At 74.5% G+C, this 16,145-nt stretch carries 19 protein-coding genes; 14 read left to right on the forward strand and 5 right to left on the reverse strand.

Annotated elements, in window-relative coordinates; translation table 11 throughout:
* Positions 1-223: 223 nt before the first annotated feature.
* Positions 224-994 carry an enoyl-CoA hydratase/isomerase family protein gene (locus PGB27_RS01160; RefSeq protein WP_274198496.1) on the reverse strand — a complete coding sequence of 257 codons (771 nt, stop codon included), beginning with the start codon at positions 992-994 and terminating at the stop codon, positions 224-226.
* Between the two features lie 57 nt (positions 995-1,051).
* Between PGB27_RS01160 and PGB27_RS01165 the strand changes: the two genes are divergently transcribed.
* On the forward strand, positions 1,052-2,254 hold the full coding sequence (locus tag PGB27_RS01165) for an enoyl-CoA hydratase-related protein (protein ID WP_274198497.1): 1,203 nt from the start codon (positions 1,052-1,054) through the stop codon (positions 2,252-2,254).
* Here PGB27_RS01165 and PGB27_RS01170 read toward each other — a convergent pair.
* From PGB27_RS01170 to PGB27_RS01180, 3 genes are read right to left on the reverse strand one after another with little or no spacing between them, the layout of a single operon-like run.
* The gene (locus tag PGB27_RS01170; RefSeq protein ID WP_274198498.1) at positions 2,251-2,844 is read right to left on the reverse strand and encodes a TetR family transcriptional regulator; all 594 of its coding nucleotides are present in this window, start codon (positions 2,842-2,844) and stop codon (positions 2,251-2,253) included. The genes PGB27_RS01165 and PGB27_RS01170 overlap by 4 nt on opposite strands.
* A complete protein-coding gene (locus PGB27_RS01175; RefSeq protein WP_274198499.1) occupies positions 2,825-4,375 on the reverse strand; it encodes an AMP-binding protein in 1,551 nt (516 codons plus the stop codon). The genes PGB27_RS01170 and PGB27_RS01175 overlap by 20 nt, the downstream gene beginning before the upstream one ends.
* Entirely contained in the window at positions 4,372-4,881 is a 510-nt protein-coding gene (locus tag PGB27_RS01180; protein ID WP_274198500.1) for an ester cyclase, read from the reverse strand. The genes PGB27_RS01175 and PGB27_RS01180 overlap by 4 nt, the downstream gene beginning before the upstream one ends.
* A 74-nt stretch (positions 4,882-4,955) precedes the next feature.
* On the opposite strand from PGB27_RS01180, the gene PGB27_RS01185 reads away from it, so the two are divergent.
* Genes PGB27_RS01185 through PGB27_RS01205 form a run of 5 tightly spaced genes read left to right on the forward strand, consistent with a single transcriptional unit; the run spans position 4,956 to position 8,309 of the window.
* Positions 4,956-5,585, forward strand: coding sequence for a TetR/AcrR family transcriptional regulator (locus PGB27_RS01185; RefSeq protein WP_274198501.1), 630 nt, complete (start codon positions 4,956-4,958; stop codon positions 5,583-5,585).
* Positions 5,586-5,632: 47 nt separating this feature from the next.
* Entirely contained in the window at positions 5,633-6,931 is a 1,299-nt protein-coding gene (locus PGB27_RS01190) for an aromatic ring-hydroxylating oxygenase subunit alpha (RefSeq protein ID WP_274198502.1), read from the forward strand.
* Complete coding sequence (locus tag PGB27_RS01195; protein WP_274198503.1) at positions 6,928-7,422, forward strand: aromatic-ring-hydroxylating dioxygenase subunit beta; 495 nt, start codon at positions 6,928-6,930, stop codon at positions 7,420-7,422. Before PGB27_RS01190 ends, PGB27_RS01195 begins: the two co-directional genes overlap by 4 nt.
* Positions 7,422-7,661, forward strand: coding sequence for a hypothetical protein (locus tag PGB27_RS01200; protein WP_274198504.1), 240 nt, complete (start codon positions 7,422-7,424; stop codon positions 7,659-7,661). The genes PGB27_RS01195 and PGB27_RS01200 overlap by 1 nt, the downstream gene beginning before the upstream one ends.
* 9 nt (positions 7,662-7,670) lie before the next feature.
* Positions 7,671-8,309: a TetR/AcrR family transcriptional regulator gene (locus tag PGB27_RS01205; protein ID WP_274198505.1), complete on the forward strand. Its 639-nt coding sequence runs from the start codon at positions 7,671-7,673 to the stop codon at positions 8,307-8,309.
* On the opposite strand, the gene PGB27_RS01210 is transcribed toward PGB27_RS01205, so the two are convergent.
* Positions 8,310-9,131, reverse strand: a complete 822-nt coding sequence (locus PGB27_RS01210) for an enoyl-CoA hydratase/isomerase family protein (RefSeq protein WP_274198506.1) — start codon at positions 9,129-9,131, stop codon at positions 8,310-8,312.
* Positions 9,132-9,184: 53 nt separating this feature from the next.
* Between PGB27_RS01210 and PGB27_RS01215 the strand changes: the two genes are divergently transcribed.
* The 8 genes from PGB27_RS01215 to PGB27_RS01250 all read left to right on the forward strand — a co-directional run bounded on the left by PGB27_RS01215 (position 9,185) and on the right by PGB27_RS01250 (position 16,115).
* Positions 9,185-9,979, forward strand: coding sequence for an SDR family NAD(P)-dependent oxidoreductase (locus tag PGB27_RS01215; RefSeq protein WP_274198507.1), 795 nt, complete (start codon positions 9,185-9,187; stop codon positions 9,977-9,979).
* Between the two features lie 54 nt (positions 9,980-10,033).
* The gene (locus tag PGB27_RS01220; protein WP_274198508.1) at positions 10,034-11,206 is read left to right on the forward strand and encodes an acyl-CoA dehydrogenase family protein; all 1,173 of its coding nucleotides are present in this window, start codon (positions 10,034-10,036) and stop codon (positions 11,204-11,206) included.
* 20 nt (positions 11,207-11,226) lie between these two features.
* Positions 11,227-11,847 (forward strand): TetR family transcriptional regulator, encoded by a 621-nt coding sequence (locus PGB27_RS01225; protein ID WP_274198509.1) that lies wholly within the window; start codon positions 11,227-11,229, stop codon positions 11,845-11,847.
* Positions 11,844-12,557, forward strand: a complete 714-nt coding sequence (locus PGB27_RS01230; RefSeq protein WP_274198510.1) for a YoaK family protein — start codon at positions 11,844-11,846, stop codon at positions 12,555-12,557. The genes PGB27_RS01225 and PGB27_RS01230 overlap by 4 nt, the downstream gene beginning before the upstream one ends.
* A gap of 54 nt (positions 12,558-12,611) precedes the next feature.
* The gene (locus PGB27_RS01235; protein ID WP_274198511.1) at positions 12,612-13,415 is read left to right on the forward strand and encodes a class I SAM-dependent methyltransferase; all 804 of its coding nucleotides are present in this window, start codon (positions 12,612-12,614) and stop codon (positions 13,413-13,415) included.
* A gap of 108 nt (positions 13,416-13,523) precedes the next feature.
* A complete protein-coding gene (locus tag PGB27_RS01240) occupies positions 13,524-13,922 on the forward strand; it encodes a hypothetical protein (RefSeq protein WP_274198512.1) in 399 nt (132 codons plus the stop codon).
* 132 nt (positions 13,923-14,054) lie between these two features.
* Complete coding sequence (locus PGB27_RS01245; RefSeq protein WP_274198513.1) at positions 14,055-14,663, forward strand: DUF3159 domain-containing protein; 609 nt, start codon at positions 14,055-14,057, stop codon at positions 14,661-14,663.
* Positions 14,664-14,675: 12 nt separating this feature from the next.
* Entirely contained in the window at positions 14,676-16,115 is a 1,440-nt protein-coding gene (locus tag PGB27_RS01250; RefSeq protein ID WP_274198514.1) for a carotenoid oxygenase family protein, read from the forward strand.
* Positions 16,116-16,145: the final 30 nt, after the last annotated feature.

A 16,145-nucleotide genomic window follows, 5' to 3' on the forward strand; every position in this document is an offset into this window, starting at 1 on the left:
CCCCGTTTTTTTAGTCGCGAGAAGAATATGGGGCGGTCGTGACCCGGACCACCGCCAGTTCCGTGGTCGGACGGTCACCGCGCGTACACGACGAATCGGGCACGAGGGCGTCGCGCGGTCCCTGGGGAAGATCACGAGCACGTGGTGCACCGGCGGCGCCGCTCCGAGGTGCCTCAGGTGCCCCTGATCTCCACGGGCTGATCGCCGGCCCCCGCACCCACCCTCACCGCGCGCGGAACCGCGCCAGCCGCTCGCTCACGGCGGGGTCGGCGAGGTGCTCCAGCACCACCTCGGTCTCGCGCGCCAGCCCGTCGGCGAGCGGGAGCCCCAGACCCTCGTGCACCAGCCGCTTGGTCCGCGCCGTCGCCCCGGGGTCGGCACGGCGCAGCCGCTCGACGACCTCGTCCACCAGGGCGTCGAACTCCTCCCCCGACGCGCTGCGCCACGCCAGGCCGAGCGCGACCGCGTCGGTGCCCGAGAGCCGCTCGCCGAGCAGGATGTGGGTCAGCGCGCGCTGCGACCCGAGCAGCCGCGGCAGCCGCTGGGAGCCGCCGCCCGCCGGGACCTGGCCGAGGCGCGCGTGGTTGTCCGCGAGCACGGCGTCGTCGCGCACCACCACGATGTCGGCGGCCTGCACGAGCTCGAAACCGCCCGCCGTCGCGACCCCCTCGACCGCCGCGACGACGGGCACCGGCAGCGTCGCCACGACCGAGCACGCGCGGTGGAACGCCTCGAACAGCCCGCGCAGCGCGGCACCGCCCTCGGCGCGCAGCCGCGTCACCTCGTCGACGTCGCCACCGGCGCAGAAGTGCCCGCCGGCACCGCGCACGACGATGACGCGAGCCCGCCCGGCGAGGTCCACCAGCGCGTCGTGCAGCCCGTCCGCGAGCGCGACCGTGATCGCGTTGCGGGCGTGCGGGCGGTTCAGGACGACGTGCCCGACAGCGCGATCCGGAGGGCCGTCCACCCGGGCCAGCACGGGGTCGTCGGACACGGTGACTCCTCGGTCGGCGCATGTTTGAATCCACATTAGAAGACCGAGGAGGTCCGGATGGAGTCGCACGAGAAGAGCGCCCGCCTGCTCTACGACGCGCTGGCCACGGGCGACCGCAAGGCCCTCGACGCGATCCTCGATCCCGCGTTCACGGGCGAGGCCACCGAGGGCCTGCCGTTCGGCCTCGGCGGCACGCACGAGGGCGCCGAGGCGATGATCCGCGACTTCTGGTGGGCGATCGGACGGCACTACCGCGCCCGCGCCGAGCCCGCCGAGTTCCTGGCCCTCGCCGACGGCGGGCTCGTCGTCCTGGGCCGCTACGTCGGCATCGCGCGCGACGGCGGCCGGGAGCTCGACGCCGCGTTCGCGCACGTCCTGACGTTCACCGACGACGGCCGGATCGCCTCGCTGCGCCAGTACACCGACAGCGCGCGCTGGGCCGGCGCCACGCGCGGCACGCCGGCCGGGCAGCGGGCGCTGCGGGTCGTGCGATACGACGTCACCGCCGGCCTCGCGACCATCGAGCTCGACCGCCCCGAGGCCGGCGGCGCGATCGACCCGACGATGGTCGAGGACCTCGACGAGGCCACCTTCCGCGCCGCGCACGACCCGGAGGTCCGCGCGGTCCTGATCCGCGGCACCGGCCGGACGCTCTCCGTCGGCGGCGACCTCGCGTTCTTCGCCGGCGAGGCGGACACGATCCCCGAGCGGCTGCGCTGGATCATCGACCGCTACCACGTGACGCTCGACCGGCTCGTCACGCTCGAGGCGCCGGTGGTGTGCGCGGTGCACGGGGCGCTCGCCGGCGGCGGGCTCGGCCTCGCGCACGTCAGCGACATCGTCGTCGCCGCCGACGACAGCCGCTTCGCCGTCGGCTACGGCGCGATCGGCCTGGCCTCGGACGGGGCGAACACCTGGTACCTGCCGCGCCTGGTCGGGATGCGGCGCGCCCAGGAGATGTTCCTGCTCAACCGCGTGCTGACCGCCGCCGAGGCGCTCGACGCCGGCCTGGTCACCGAGGTCGTGCCGGCCGACGAGCTCGCCGCCCGGGCCCAGGAGCTCGCCACGACCCTGGCCGCCGGCCCCACCCGCGCGTTCGGCCACATGAAGCGCCTGCTGCTCGCGAGCCAGGACAACGACCTCGCGGGCCAGCTCGCCGAGGAGACCCGGCGCATCACCGCCACCGGCGCGACCGCGGACGCCCGCGAGGGGATCACCGCGTTCGTCGAGCGCCGCCGCCCCGACTTCCGCGGTCGCTAGGCCGGCAGCCGCAGCAGCGCGAACACGGCCTCCGCGGTCCGGGCCGGCGGCTGCCCGGCGAGGCCCGCGGCGTTGAGCGCGCCGAGCAGGAGGTCGCGGACCTCGCCCGGCTCCGGCCCGGCCGCGAGCGTCCCGTCGGCCTGCGCGTCGGCCACCAGCTCGGCCCAGCGCCGCAGGTACTCGCGACGCAGCGCGCGGAACCCGCTCTGCTCGGGCTGGTCGGTGAACCGCGGCGCGAGGACGACGACGGCGTAGTCGGAGAGCTCCGCCAGCGCGCGCAGGTGGGCGTGGACGCCGGCGCGCAGCCGGTCGACCGGGGCACCCGACGGCATCACCATCGCCTCGTCGAGACGCCGCAGCGAGGCGCTGATCCCCTCCTCGAGCACGGCCTCGACGAGCCGCTGCTTGGAGGCGAAGTGGAAGTAGAGGCTGCCGGTACGCAGGTCGGCCGCGGCCGCGATGGCCCCGAGCGACGCGCCCGCCGGCCCGTGCCGGGCGATCTCGGCCGCGGCGGCGTCGAGGATCCGGCGGCGGGTCAGGTCGCCCTTGCCGGCGGGAGCCGCCGGCTCCTCAGTGGATGCGCCTCTCATGTCCGCGCCAGTATGGCTCCCGCAGGGTCGGCTTGATGACCTTCCCGGTCGCGGTGCGCGGCAGGGCCTCGACGACGTCGACCGACTTCGGGCTCTGGAACCCGGCGAGCCGTCCGCGGGCGAAGGCGATGATCCCCGCCGTGTCGGGTGTCGACCCCGCCTGCAGGACGACGACGGCCTTGACCGCCTCGCCCCACCGGTCGTCGGGCACGCCGATGACGGCGACCTCGGCGACGTCGGGGTGCTGCGCGAGCACCCGCTCGACCTCGGCGGGGTAGACGTTCTCGCCACCGGTGACGATGCGGTCCTTCGCGCGGTCGACGAGGTGGATGCGCCCGGCCTCGTCGAGGCGACCGAGGTCGCCGGTGCGCAGCCAGCCCTCCGGGGTCAGCGCGGCGGCCGTCTCCTCGGGGCGCTGCCAGTAGCCCACCATGTTCTGCGCCGAGCGCGTCCAGATCTCGCCGACGACACCCGGCGCCACCTCGGCGCCGCTCTCGGGATCGACGACGCGCAGCTCCGTCCACGGGTACGGACGCCCCGCCGACGTCAGCGCCGGCCCGCCCTCGCGGTGCTCCTCGGCGGAGAGCTGCGCGAACGCGCCCGTCGCCTCGGTCAGCCCGTAGATCTGCACGAAGTCGCAGCGCAGGGCCACCATCGCCCGCTTGAGCGCGTCCTCGCCGATCGGCGAGCCGGAGTAGATCATCTGCCGCAGCCCGAGCGGTCGCGAGTCGATACCGGGCACCGCGCAGAGGGCGGCGAGCATCGTCGGGACGCAGAACGCGGTCGTGACGCCGTGCGCCTCGATCGCGTCGAGCACGTCGGTGGGGACGATGTCGCGGACCACGACGGCACGCGCGCCGCGGGCCATCCCGGCGAGCGCCCACGCCAGCCCGCCCATGTGGAACAGCGGCATGGCGACGAGGCTGACGTCGCCGTCCCGGAAGCCCCACGCCCGGGCGATGTCGTCGACGAGCACGGCCAGGTTGGTGCCCGCGAACATCGCGCCCTTGGGCCGGCCGGTGGTGCCCGAGGTGTAGAGCTGGAACGCGACGTCGTCGGGGGCGACCGGGCGCTGCGGGTCCTCGGCCGGTCCGACCCAGTCGTCGAACGACCGCACGTCGCCGGACGCGGTCCCGAGGACCACCACGTGCCGCACGCCCGGCCGGTCCGCGAGCACGCCCGCGAGCGCCGCGGCGGCGGGCTCGTCGACGAGCACCATCGTCGCCCCGGAGTCGTCGATCATCGCCGCGATCTCGTCGCCGGCGAGGCGCCAGTTCAGCGGGGTCAGCACGGCCGCGGCGAGCCCGGCGCCGAAGAGGATCGGGAAGTAGCTCGTGTCGTTGCGCGCGACGAGGACCACGCGCTCGCCGGGCGCGACGCCGTCGCGGACCAGCGCGGCGGCGACGGCCCGTGCCCGCTCGCGCAGCGCGGTCCAGGTCGTCCCCTCACCGGGGCGTCCCGCGGGCTCGACGGCGACCGCGTCGGGCACGGCCGCGCACCGGGCGTCGAGCAGCCCGCGCAGGGTGGTCATCGCGACCCGCCGGTGTTCCGACGGCCGTGGACGCCGATCTGCTTCATCAGCCCGAGCAGGTCGTAGGTGGCGTTGAGGTAGCAGGCGCGCCCGCCGCGGAAGTCGAAGACCTCGAGTCCCGCGAACGCGAACGGCCGTCCGGTGCCCGCGATGCCGGGCGGGTCGAGGCGGCCGGTGAAGTGCCCGGTGCCCCGCCAGTGGAACGCGGCGCGGGCACGGTCGTCGGCGAACAGCGGCGGCGCGGTGACCTCCCACTGCAGGTCGGGGTAGGCACCGAGGACGTAGGCGATGTAGCCCTCCGCGGCCGCGGGCCCCTGCACCTGCCAGCCCGTGTGGCGGGTGGTCGGGCTGTCGAGCACGAAGTCCTCGGTCAGCAGCTCGCGGCAGAGCTCCGGGCGGTTCTCGTTCCACGCCCGGATCCAGCCCTCGTACCAGCGCACGGCGACGGCGCGGTCGAGCACCGCGTCCGGCCCTGTGTCGCACTCCGGGACCACCACTGCCGTCATGCCGCCTCCTCGATCTAACGTAAGTTAGAATCTAACGAGCTTCCGATTATGGGACAAGAAGTACCTTGAGCGCCGTGGCGTCGGTGACCCGTCGAGCGCACGGCTCCCGTGCCCGGCGACGGCAGGAGAACCTCGAGAAGCTCCTGGCCGCGCTCGAGGCCCTGCTCGCCGAGGGCGAGTCGTTCACCGAGGTCAGCGTCGAGCGGCTCGCGGCCCGCGCCGGCGTCCCGCGGTCGACCTTCTACGTGCACTTCGCGGACAAGGGCCAGCTGCTCAGCGAGCTGACCGCGGACGTCGTCGACCAGCTGCTCGCGGCCGGGCGCGGGTGGTGGGCGGGCGACCCGCCGGCCACCCGCGAGGAGATGCACGCGCGCGCCGCGACGATCGTCGCGACGTACCGGCCGCGGGCGGAGCTCATGCGCGCGGTGATCGACTCGTCGAGCCACGACCCCGCGGTCCGTGAGGTGTTCCGCGAGCTCACGGGCCGCTACGTCGCCGAGATCGCCGCGCACATCCGCGCGGGGCAGGAGGACGGCCGCGTGCGCCGCGACCTCCCCCCGGAACCGACCGCGCAGATGCTCACGGCGATGGCCGAGCGCGGGCTCGACCGCATGCTGCGCGGGGCCGACGACGACGCCGCGCGCGACGCCGTCGAGGCGTTCACCGCGATCGTCTGGAACGCCCTCTACCGCGACGCGCCCTGAACCTGGACACTGTGTCCAGACACGGTGTCCCGATCCGGGGAGAGCCCATGACCGCCGTCGACGTCGACCACGCCCGGACCGACCACGCCGGGACCGACGCGCTGGCCGACCGCATCCGCTCGCTGGTCCTCCCCGACCGCGTCCACGGTTCGATCTACACCGACCCGGACGTCTACGCCCGCGAGCTCGAGCGCATCTGGTACGCGACGTGGGTGTACGTCGGGCACGCGAGCGAGGTGCCCGAACCGAACGACTACGTGCGCAAGACGATCGGACCGCAGCAGGTCGTCATGACCCGCGACAAGACCGGCGCGATCCACGTCCTGCACAACCGCTGCTCGCACCGCGGCAACCTCGTCTGCGACGCCGAGCGCGGCAACGCCGGGTCGTTCCGCTGCCCGTACCACGGGTGGACGTTCGCGAACACGGGCGACCTGCTCGGCTTCCCGTTCAACCAGGGCTATGGCGGATCCCGCGCCCGCGCCGAGCTCCCGGGGCTCGGCGTCGTGCCGCGCGTCGAGGCGTACCGCGGCTTCGTGTTCGCGAGCCTGGCGCCCGACGGCCCGACGCTGCGCGAGCACCTCGGCGCGGCCGCCGAGCGTCTCGACCGCCTGTGCCGCCTCTCCCCCTCGGGCGAGGTCGAGCTGACCGCGGGCTGGGTCAAGCACGAGGTCACCGCGAACTGGAAGATGCTCGTCGAGAACGAGACCGACGGCTACCACCCTCAGTTCGTCCACTCCTCGATCTTCTCGATCTCCGGCAGCGGCATCGGCGCGCTCTACAGCGACAAGTCGACGGCCGTGACGCGCGCGCTCGGCGGCGGGCACACCGAGAACGACCTCAGCCCCGAGTTCCGGCGCCTCGGCGTCCCGATGGGCTGGGCCGGCACGCCCGAGGCGAAGATCCCGGACTACGTCGCCGCCATGCGCGCCGCGTACGGCACGGAGACGGCCGACGAGATCATGATCGACGGCTCACCCCACGTCATGATCTTCCCGAACCTGTTCGTCGCGGAGATCCAGCTCTTCCAGATCCAGCCGCTCGCCGTCGACCGCACCGTCCAGCACGTCACCGCAATCCAGTTCAAGGGCGCGCCCGACCTCAACCGCCGCCTCGTCACCCAGTGCGTCGGCTCCGTGGGGCCCGCCGGGATGCTGCTGGCCGACGACGCGGAGATGTACGAGCGCAACCAGCGCGGCGTCGCGCAGCGGCAGCCCGAGTGGCTCGACCTGACGCGCGGCGTGCACCGCGAGCGCGTCGACGACGACGGCCACACGATCGGCACCGCCACCGACGAGACGTCGATGCGGGCGATGTGGCGGCACTACCGGGAGCTGATGACGTGACCACCGCCCTGGCGATCGGCCTCCGGGAGGCCGAGCAGTTCCTCTACCGCGAGGCGCGGCTGGCCGACGCGTTCGCGCTCGAGGAGTGGGAGGCGCTCTGGACCGACGACGCCGTCTACCACGTGCCCGTCGACCCCGACGCCGATCCGCGCACCCACATGTCGATCGTCTTCGACAACCGGGGCCGCATCGCGACCCGAATCAAGCAGCTGCAGACCGGACGCCGGCACTCGCAGCGTCCGCCGTCGCGGCTGTGCCGGTCGGTGACGAACGTGGAGATCCTGGGCGCCGAGGGCGGCGACACCGTCGTCGGCTCCGTGGTGCAGGTGCTGGAGTCGCGTGACCGCGGCACGACGTGGTGGGTCGGGCGGGTGACGCACCGGCTGCGACGCGTCCCCGGCGGGGACGGCGGTGAGCTGCGGATGGCCGCCAAGACCGTCGTGCTCGTCGACAGCGACCGCCCGCTCCCGACGATGTCCTTCCTGCTCTGATGGAGATCGTCGCCAACGAGTTCGCCACGGTGTCGGTGTCCGTCGACGACCGCGGCAACGGCACGCGCCTGCGCCTGGAGGACCTGCGCACCGGCACCGTGCGCCACCTCGACGCGCTCGAGCTGGAGTCGATCGTGTGGGCGCCGGAGAGCTGGATGCGCGCGCTGCTCGACCCGTCACAGCACCGCTGGCGCGACGCGGAGCGCGGACCGGACCAGGAGTCGCTCGGGGAGTCCTAGGATCGCGCCGTGCCCCGGGAGCGGACCGCCCGGCCGTCGGCCGACGGCAGCCCGACGTCGGGGCGCAAGTCCGCCCGCACGCGCGAGCGCATCCTGGCCGCGGCGGCGCAGGTCCTCAGCCGCAAGGGCTGGGCGGGCACGCGGCTGGTCGACATCGCCGAGGTCGCCGAGGTGCAGGCGCCGGCGGTCTACTACTACTGGCCCGCGCGCGAGGACCTGCTCGCCGAGGTCGTCACGGTCGGACAGCAGGCGACGCTCGAGCACGTCGTCGCGTCGCTCGCGGCGCTGCCCGACGACGCCTCCGCGTTCGACCGCATCGACCGCGCGATCGCCGCGCACCTCGAGGTCGTGCTGCGGCGCTCGGAGTTCTCGCTGGCCGCGATCCGCAACGCCGCGCAGCTGCCCGCCGACATCCGCGAGCGCCAGCTCGTCGGCCAGCGCGCCTACGCCGACGTGTGGCGCGGGCTCGTCGAGGACGCCGTGGCCGCGGGCGAGCTGACCGCCGACGTCGACGCGCGCGCCGCGCGCATGCTCGTGCTCGGCGCGCTGAACTGGGCGCCGGAGTGGTGGAACCCCGAGCGCGGGTCGCTCGAGGACGTCGTCGCGACGACGCAGCACGTGGTGCGGCGGGGGCTCACACGCCGGTGATCACTGCCCGGTGAAGCGCGGCGCCCGCCGCTCGATCACCGCGTCCAGGCCCTCGCGCGCGTCGGCGGTGCCCGAGAGCTCGGAGACGGTGCGCGCCTCCTCCCCCAGCTGCGCCTCGACCCGCGCGCCGATCCCGGACCACAGCAGCCGCTTGGTCGCGGCGAGCGCCTGCGGGGCGCCGGCGGCGAGGCGGTCGACGAGCTCGTCGGTGCGCGCGGCGAGCTCGTCGTCGGCCACGACGGCGGTGAGGATGCCGGCGTCGAGGGCCTCGGCCGCGGTGAGCACGGGGTTGGTCAGCGCGATCTCCATCGCCCGGCGCAGCCCCACCAGCGCCGGGAGCGTCACCGTCGCGCCCGCGTCCGGGGCCATGCCCACGCGCGTCGCGCCACCGAGGAACCTCGCGGACTCGGCGGCGACGACGAGATCGGCCGCGCACACGAGCCCGAACCCGCCCCCGCCCGCGGCGAACCCGTGCACCGACGCGACCACGGGTGCGGGCAGCGCGAGCAGCGCCTGCACCACCATCTGCAGCCGCGCGGTGGCCTCGCGCAGGTAGTCCGGCAGCCCGGCGCCCTTGCTCGCGAAGGTCTTCACGTCCCCGCCCGCACAGAAGTGCTTCCCCTCGCCGGAGAGCACGAGCACCCGCAGCCCCGGACGCGCGTGGCAGGCCATGACGGCGTCGTGGAACGCGCGCAGCAGGTCGACGTCGAGGCCGTTCGAGGCCTCCGGGCGGTTGAGCCGCAGCCGCGCGACGCCCCGGTCGTCGACGTCGAGCAGCACCGGTCCGGACCCCACCAGCTGCTCGCCCACCGCCTCGCCCACCGCTAGCCTCCTCGCTTGTTTCTAATGCGGATTAACCGTACACGGGAGGGCCCATGGATCTCGCGCTCGCCGACGCCCGCGTCGTCGTCACCGGCGGCGCGTCGAACATCGGTCGCGGCATCGTGCACGGGTTCGCCCGCGAGGGCGCGCGCATCCTGCTCGCCGACCGCGACGGCGAGCAGGCCGCCCGGGTGCGCGAGGAGGGCCTCGCGCTGGGGGCGGCGGCGCTCGAGGTGCTCGAGATCGACCTGACCACCGACGGCGCGGGCGGGCGGGTCGTCGGCGCCGCGGTGCAGCACTGGGGCGGCGTCGACGGGCTGGTGAACAACGCGGGCTGGAGCGTGCCGGGCTTCCTCACCGAGCAGACCGACCGCGCGCTGTGGCAGCGCACGATCGAGACCAACCTCTACACGGCGATCGACTGCACGCAGGCCGCGCTGGGCCCGATGAGCGAGGCCGGCACCGGGTCGATCGTGTTCATCTCGAGCGACGCCGCGTTCGGCGCGATCCGCCAGGGCGTCTACGGCACGACGAAGGCGGGGCTCATCGCGCTGGCGCGCACCACCGCCCGTGAGCAGGGGCGTCGCGGGATCCGGTCAAACGTGGTGTGCCCCGGGCTCGTGCTGCCCACCGACGGCGGTGTCGGCGCGGCGAGCCTGTGGGCCGGCGGGCGCGACGCGGTGTTCGACGACGACCAGGTCGCGTCCGTGCTGAAGCAGCAGCCGCTGCGGCGGCTGACCACACCCGACGACATCGCCGACGCCGTCGTCTGGCTCTCCTCGCCGCGGGCGGCGCGCCAGGTGACCGGGCAGGTGATCGCGGTCGGCGGCGGCTCGTCGATGCCGTAGACACGGGTGCGCACACTTTTTATTCTTGATGAGAAACCGAGCCCGGGAGCCCGCGTGAACACCTCCTCGATCGTCCCCGAGACCGACGAGCGCGCCGCGCTGCGCGAGGCCGTGTCCGGGCTCGTCGGCCGCTACGGTCACGACTACTTCATCGCGCGCGCCCGCGCGCACGAGGAGCCGACCGCGCTGTGGAAGGACCTGGGGGCGAACGGCTTCCTGGGTGTGCACCTGCCCGAGCGCTACGGCGGGGGCGGCGGCGCCCTCGGCGACCTGTCGGTGGTGGTCGAGGCCGCGTCGGCCGCGGGCTGCCCGCTGCTGATGACCGTCATCTCGCCGGCCATCTGCGGCACGATCCTCGCCCGCCACGCGTCCGACGCGATGAACCGCCGCTGGCTCACCGGCATCGCCGACGGCTCGCTGAAGATGGCGTTCGCGATCACCGAGCCGGACGCCGGGTCGAACTCCCACGAGATCACGACCACCGCCCGGCGTGACGGCGGGGGATGGCGGCTGCGCGGCACCAAGTACTGGACCTCCGGGGTCGACGAGGCCGACGCGATCCTCGTCGTCGCCCGCAGCGGCACCGCCGAGGCACGCGGGCCGCGGCGTCCGCTCTCGCTCTTCGTCGTCCCGACCGACGCCCCCGGCCTGACGTGGCAGCCGATCGAGGCGGCGCTCGTGCAGCCCGAGCACCAGTTCACGGTGTGGTTCGACGACGTGCCCGTCGGCCCCGAGGCCCTCATCGGCGACGACGGCAACGGCCTGCGCCAGGTGTTCGCCGGACTGAACCCGGAGCGGATCACCGCCGCCTCGATCAGCACCGGCATCGCGCTGTACGCGCTGGAGAAGGCCACGGCGTACGCGACGACGCGCACGGTGTGGAAGGGGGTGCCGATCGGCGCGCACCAGGGCGTCGCGCACCCGCTCGCCGAGGCCTACATCGGCGTCGCGCAGGCGCGGCTGATGGCGGCGCGCGCGGCGGAGCTGTTCGACGCGGGGCAGGACGCGGCCGAGGCGTCGAACATCGCGAAGTTCGCCGCGGCCGACGCGTCGCTGCGCGCGCTCGACCAGGCCATGCAGACCCACGGCGGCAACGGCCTCGCGCTCGAGTACGGGCTCGCCGACCTGTGGTTCCTCGCGCGCATGCTCAAGACCGCGCCGGTGAGCCGCGAGATGGTGCTGAACTTCGTCGCGCAGCACAGCCTCGGCCTGCCGTCGTCCTACTGAGGGCGCTCTACGCTGGCGCGATGACCGAGGCGGCGCGCGACACGAAGTCCGCGCGCACCCGCCGCCGCGTCGTCGACGCGGCCGCCCACGTCCTGCTGCGCCGCGGCTACGCGGGCACGCGGCTCTCCGACGTCGCCGAGGTCGCGCAGGTGCAGGCGCCGGCGATCTACTACTACTTCTCCTCCCGCGACGAGCTCATCGACGAGGCCGTGGCCGTCGGGCTCGACCGGGCGCGGTCGCTCGTCACCGAGGCCCTCGCCGAGGCGCCTGCGGACGCCCCGGCGATCGACCGGCTCGCGATCGCGGTCGCCGCGCACCTGCGCACGCTGCTGACGCACTCCGACCACGCCGCCGCCGCGGTGCGCACCGTGCCGCAGCTGCCCGAGGCGATGCGCGAGCGCCACCGTCAGGCGCAGCGCGACTACGTCGCCGTGTGGCGCGCGCTCGTGGCGCAGGTGCGTGAGGAGGGCGACCTCGACCCGGCCCTCGACCCCGGCACCGCGCTGATGGTGGTGCTCGGCGCGCTGAACTGGACCGCCGAGTGGTGGGACCCGGCACGCGGCTCGCTCGAGGGCGTCATCGAGGCGGCACAGCGGCTGGTCCGGGACGGTCTCGCGACATCGCAGGCGGACGGCGCGTGAGGTGGGCGCTGCGGCGCGCCCTCGTCGACGAGCGTGACGGGCCGCTGCCCGCGATGCTCGTGGCGCTGACGTGCCTCGCGGGCGTCGTCGACGCGACGAGCATCCTCGCGCTCGACCACGTCTTCGTCGCCGCGGTCACCGGCAACATCGTCTTCCTCGGGATCGCGCTCGCGGGCGCGGGCGGCTCGATCGTCGCGCCGGCCGTCGCCGTCGGCGGCTTCGTCGTGGGTGCGCTCGTCGGCGCGCGCGTCGTCCGCCACCCCGGCGGCCACCGCGGACGCGCGGTCCGTGACATCGCCGCGTTCAAGCTCGTCCTCGCGGTCCCGGTGACCGTCGTCGTCGTGGTCGCCGGCGGCCAGCCCCTGCACCCCGCCGTCCGTCTGACCGTGACGGCGCTGCTCGCCGCGTCGATGGGCGGGCAGCTCGCGCTCATCCGCTACCTCAAGGTCCCGGACCTGCTCACCGCGGTGCTGACGCTGACCACGATCGGCATCCTCACCGAGCGCGGCGCCGGGCGCCGCGACCCGTTCGTGCTGCGCCGCGGTCTCGCGCTCCTGGCGTTCGTCGTCGGCGTCGTCGCGGGCGCGCTGCTCGCCCGTCTCGTCGCCCCCGGTGCCGCGCTCACCCTCGGTCTCGTGATCATCCTGGGCGTCCTCGCCGGCAGCCACGCCGTGGCACGCGCCGAGGCGCCCTGGACGGCGCCCCGGTAGCGCTCACCCGGCCGGTCCTTGCCCCACGCCGCCGGAGCGAGGACAACTCCGGGGATGGAGGGCGAGAGCGCACGCTGGGTCGGGTCGATGCCCGAGGTCTACGAGCAGTGCCTCGCCTCGCCGGTGTTCCACCCGTTCGCCCGCGAGCTCGCCCGGCGCGCGGCCCGCCGGGCCCCGCGCCGCGTGCTGGAGCTCGCGGCCGGCACCGGCGCGGTGACGCGCGAGCTCGTCGATGCCTGCCCGCACGCGGAGATCACCGCGACCGACCTGAACGCGGCGATGGTCGAGCTGGCGGCGTCGCGGGTGCCCGGACCGACGTGGCGGGTCGCCGACGCGATGCGGCTGCCGTTCCCCGACGCCGCGTTCGACCTGGTGGCGTGCGGCTTCGGCGTCATGTTCCTGCCGGACCGGCCGGCGGCGTACGCCGAGGTCGCCCGCGTCCTCGTCCCCGGTGGCCACTTCCTCTTCACGACGTGGGACACCCTCGCGACCCACGGCTTCGCGCACGCGCTCGCCCTCGCCCTGGGGCAGGTGTTCCCCGGCGACGTGCCCGCGTTCCTCGAGGCGGTCCCGCACGGCTACCACGACACCGCACAGGTGAGCGCCGACGTCCGCGCCGGCGGCCTCGACGTCGTCGACGTGGAGACCCTGACGCTGGAGGGCCGGGCCGACGACGCGCGGCGGATCGCCGCCGGGTTCTGCACCGGCTCGCCGCTGCGGGCCGACCTCGAACGCCGCGGGGACCTCGACGCCACGACCGCCCGCGTCGGCGCGGTGATGACCGAGCTGCTCGGTGCGGGTCCGGTCGTCTGCGCCATGTCCGCCCACCTCGTCGAGGCGGAGCGGCCGGGATCCTGACCCGGATCCCGCGCGCCCCTTCCACACCTCGCGTCACAAGTGGGGCTCGCCCTCAGCGCCGCGGCAGGGAATCATGGTGGGTCACCGGCCACGGGGAGGAGGTGGACGATGCACGCGGACCTGCTGGCCCAGCGCGTCGTGGGCCTGATCGAGGGCGCGACGTTCCCGCACCTCGACGCCGCCTCGGTGGTCGGTGTGATCGCGCTGCTCCTCGCCGGGGCCGGCCTCGTCACGGTGCGGGACTACGCGCTCGGCGGCGGCGACCTCCTGCCGCTGCTCGTCGCCGAGCCGCTGCCGCGCGCCGAGGCGTCCATCGGGATCGTGCCCGCCCTCGGGGGTGTCACCGACGAGGTGCTCCGGCAGCTCTCCCGGCAGGCCCAGCACCCCGCGGTCGACGGGCTGGTCGTGGTCGGTGCCGGGGCGTTCCCGACGCCACTGCCGCGACGCGTCGGCGGGGTGCCGCTGCGGCTCGCGGTGGTCGGCGCCCGCACCAACCAGGCCACCTGACACTCGTCCGGAGCAGTCCTCGACGCCAGATCGTGATGGGATCTCGTGTCTCGGGCCGGACACGACCCTTGTCTCCGTCCTCGCCCGCTCTCATGCTGACGCTGCGTCATCAGCGAGCGGCAGGAGACCGTCGTGCAGAAACTCTCCGTCTTCCTGGGTTTCGTGCCCTGGATCGTGTTCTCGGTCGTCGCGGGCCCCAGCAGCTGGATGTGGGCGGCCCTCGCCGCGCTCGTCTGCACGCTCGTCCTCGCGGTGCCCGACTGGCGGAGGTACCGGGCGATCAGCGTCCTCGACGCCGCGGCGCTGGTGTTCTTCGCGGTGCTGGTCGTGCTCGCCCTCGTGCTCGACCGCGCGACGCTGCAGCCGATCGAGGACCGCGCCCAGCTCCTGTCGAGCGTCGTCATCACCGTCGTCGCGTTCGGCTCGCTCGCGGTCGGTCGGCCGTTCACCGAGTTCTACGCGAAGCACGAGGTCCCGCAGGAGGTCTGGAGCACGCCGGCCTTCAAGCAGATCAACCGCGTGCTCACCGCCGTGTGGGGCGGCGTGTTCCTCCTCAACGCCGTGTGCGACCTCATCGCGGTCTCCGGCGCGAACACCGACCTGTTCAACTGGGTGATCCCCGTCGTCGCGATCGTCGTCGCCGTCAAGATCACGGCCTGGTACCCGGAGCACGTCAAGAACCGGATCGCGGAGAGCACCGGCGCCCACGAGGCGTCCCGACCCCCGGCCCAGCCGGCCTGACGGAGACGCACCGTGACGACGACCGTCCCCGGCGGCCCCCCGCCCGTCGACGCCGCGCACGACCCGCACCTGTCGGGGTCGTTCGAGCCCGTGATCGACGAGATCGACGCCGGCGACCTCGAGGTGACCGGCGAGCTCCCGCCCGAGATGGACGGGATGTACCTGCGCAACGGCCCCAACCCGCGCTTCACCCCGCTCGGCTCGTACGTCTACCCGCTCGAGGGCGACGGGATGGTGCACGGGCTGTGGGTGTCCGAGGGCCGCGCGCGCTACAGCAACCGCTTCGTCCACACCCCGATGCTCGACGCCGAGATCGCTGCCGGCCGCGCGCTGTGGGGCGGCCTGATGACCGGCTACACCCCCGGCGCCGACGAGGTCGGCCCCACGCTCGCCGGGACGATGAAGGACCTGCCCGACATCAACGTGGTGCGCCACGGCGGGAAGCTGCTCGCCCTCGCGGAGGCGGCCCCGCCCTACGCGCTGACCCCGGAGCTCGCGACGGTCGGCAAGGAGACCTTCGGCGGCTCGCTGCCCGCGGGCATGTGCGCCCACCCGAAGATCGACCCGCGCACCGGCGAGATGGTGGTGTTCACCTACGGGCTCGAGGCGCCGTACCTGACGTGGTCGGTGCTCGGTCCCGACGGCGCCGCGCGGCGCCTACCGACGGCGGTGCCCGACGTCGACACCCCGGTGATGATCCACGACATGGCGATCACCGAGCGCTACGTGGTGCTCGTGCTCGGCCCGCTGTACTTCGACGTCGCGGCGGCCATGCGCGGCGGGTCGCTGCTCGCCTGGCGCCCCGACGACGGCACGCGGATCGCCCTGATCCCGCGCGACGGCGGCTCGGTGCGGTGGGCGCACACGGACGCGTTCTGGTCCTGGCACAGCGCCAACGCGTTCGACGCCGAGGACGGCGGCGTGGTCCTGGACTACGTCGAGTGGTCCCGGCCCGGCGGCCTGTCGCCGAACACGAGCCCGGTCGTCGGCGGCATCACGCGGGCGAGGATCGACCCGGCGCGCGGCACGATCGCGCGCGACTTCCTCACCGACCCGCACGGCATGGAGTTCCCGCGCGTCGACGACCGCCGGCTCGGCCGCCGGCACGACGTGATCGCGCTCGGCGCGAAGAGCGGGCGCGTCGAGCTCCCCAACGGCGAGTTCGACGCGGTGCTGTGGGTCGACACCGCCACGGGCCACACCGTCACCTGGGACGCCGGCGACCTGTCGGTCGGCGAGCCGTGCTTCGTGCCGCGGCCCGGCGGCAGTGCCGACGAAGGGGACGCGACCCACGGCTGGTGGGTCACGTTCGCGACCGACCGCACCGACCGGTCCAGCTGGTTCGTCGTCATCCCCGGCGCCGACCCGGGCTCGGGGCCCGTCGCGCGCGTCCGCATCCCCGTGCGCGTGCCGCTGGGTCTGCACGGCGCCTGGCTGCCGACGCAGGAGTAGCGAGCCCTGCTGCGCTCCGCCCCGGAACGA

The organism is Actinomycetospora lemnae (assembly GCF_028737315.1).
GTDB lineage: Bacteria > Actinomycetota > Actinomycetes > Mycobacteriales > Pseudonocardiaceae > Actinomycetospora > Actinomycetospora lemnae.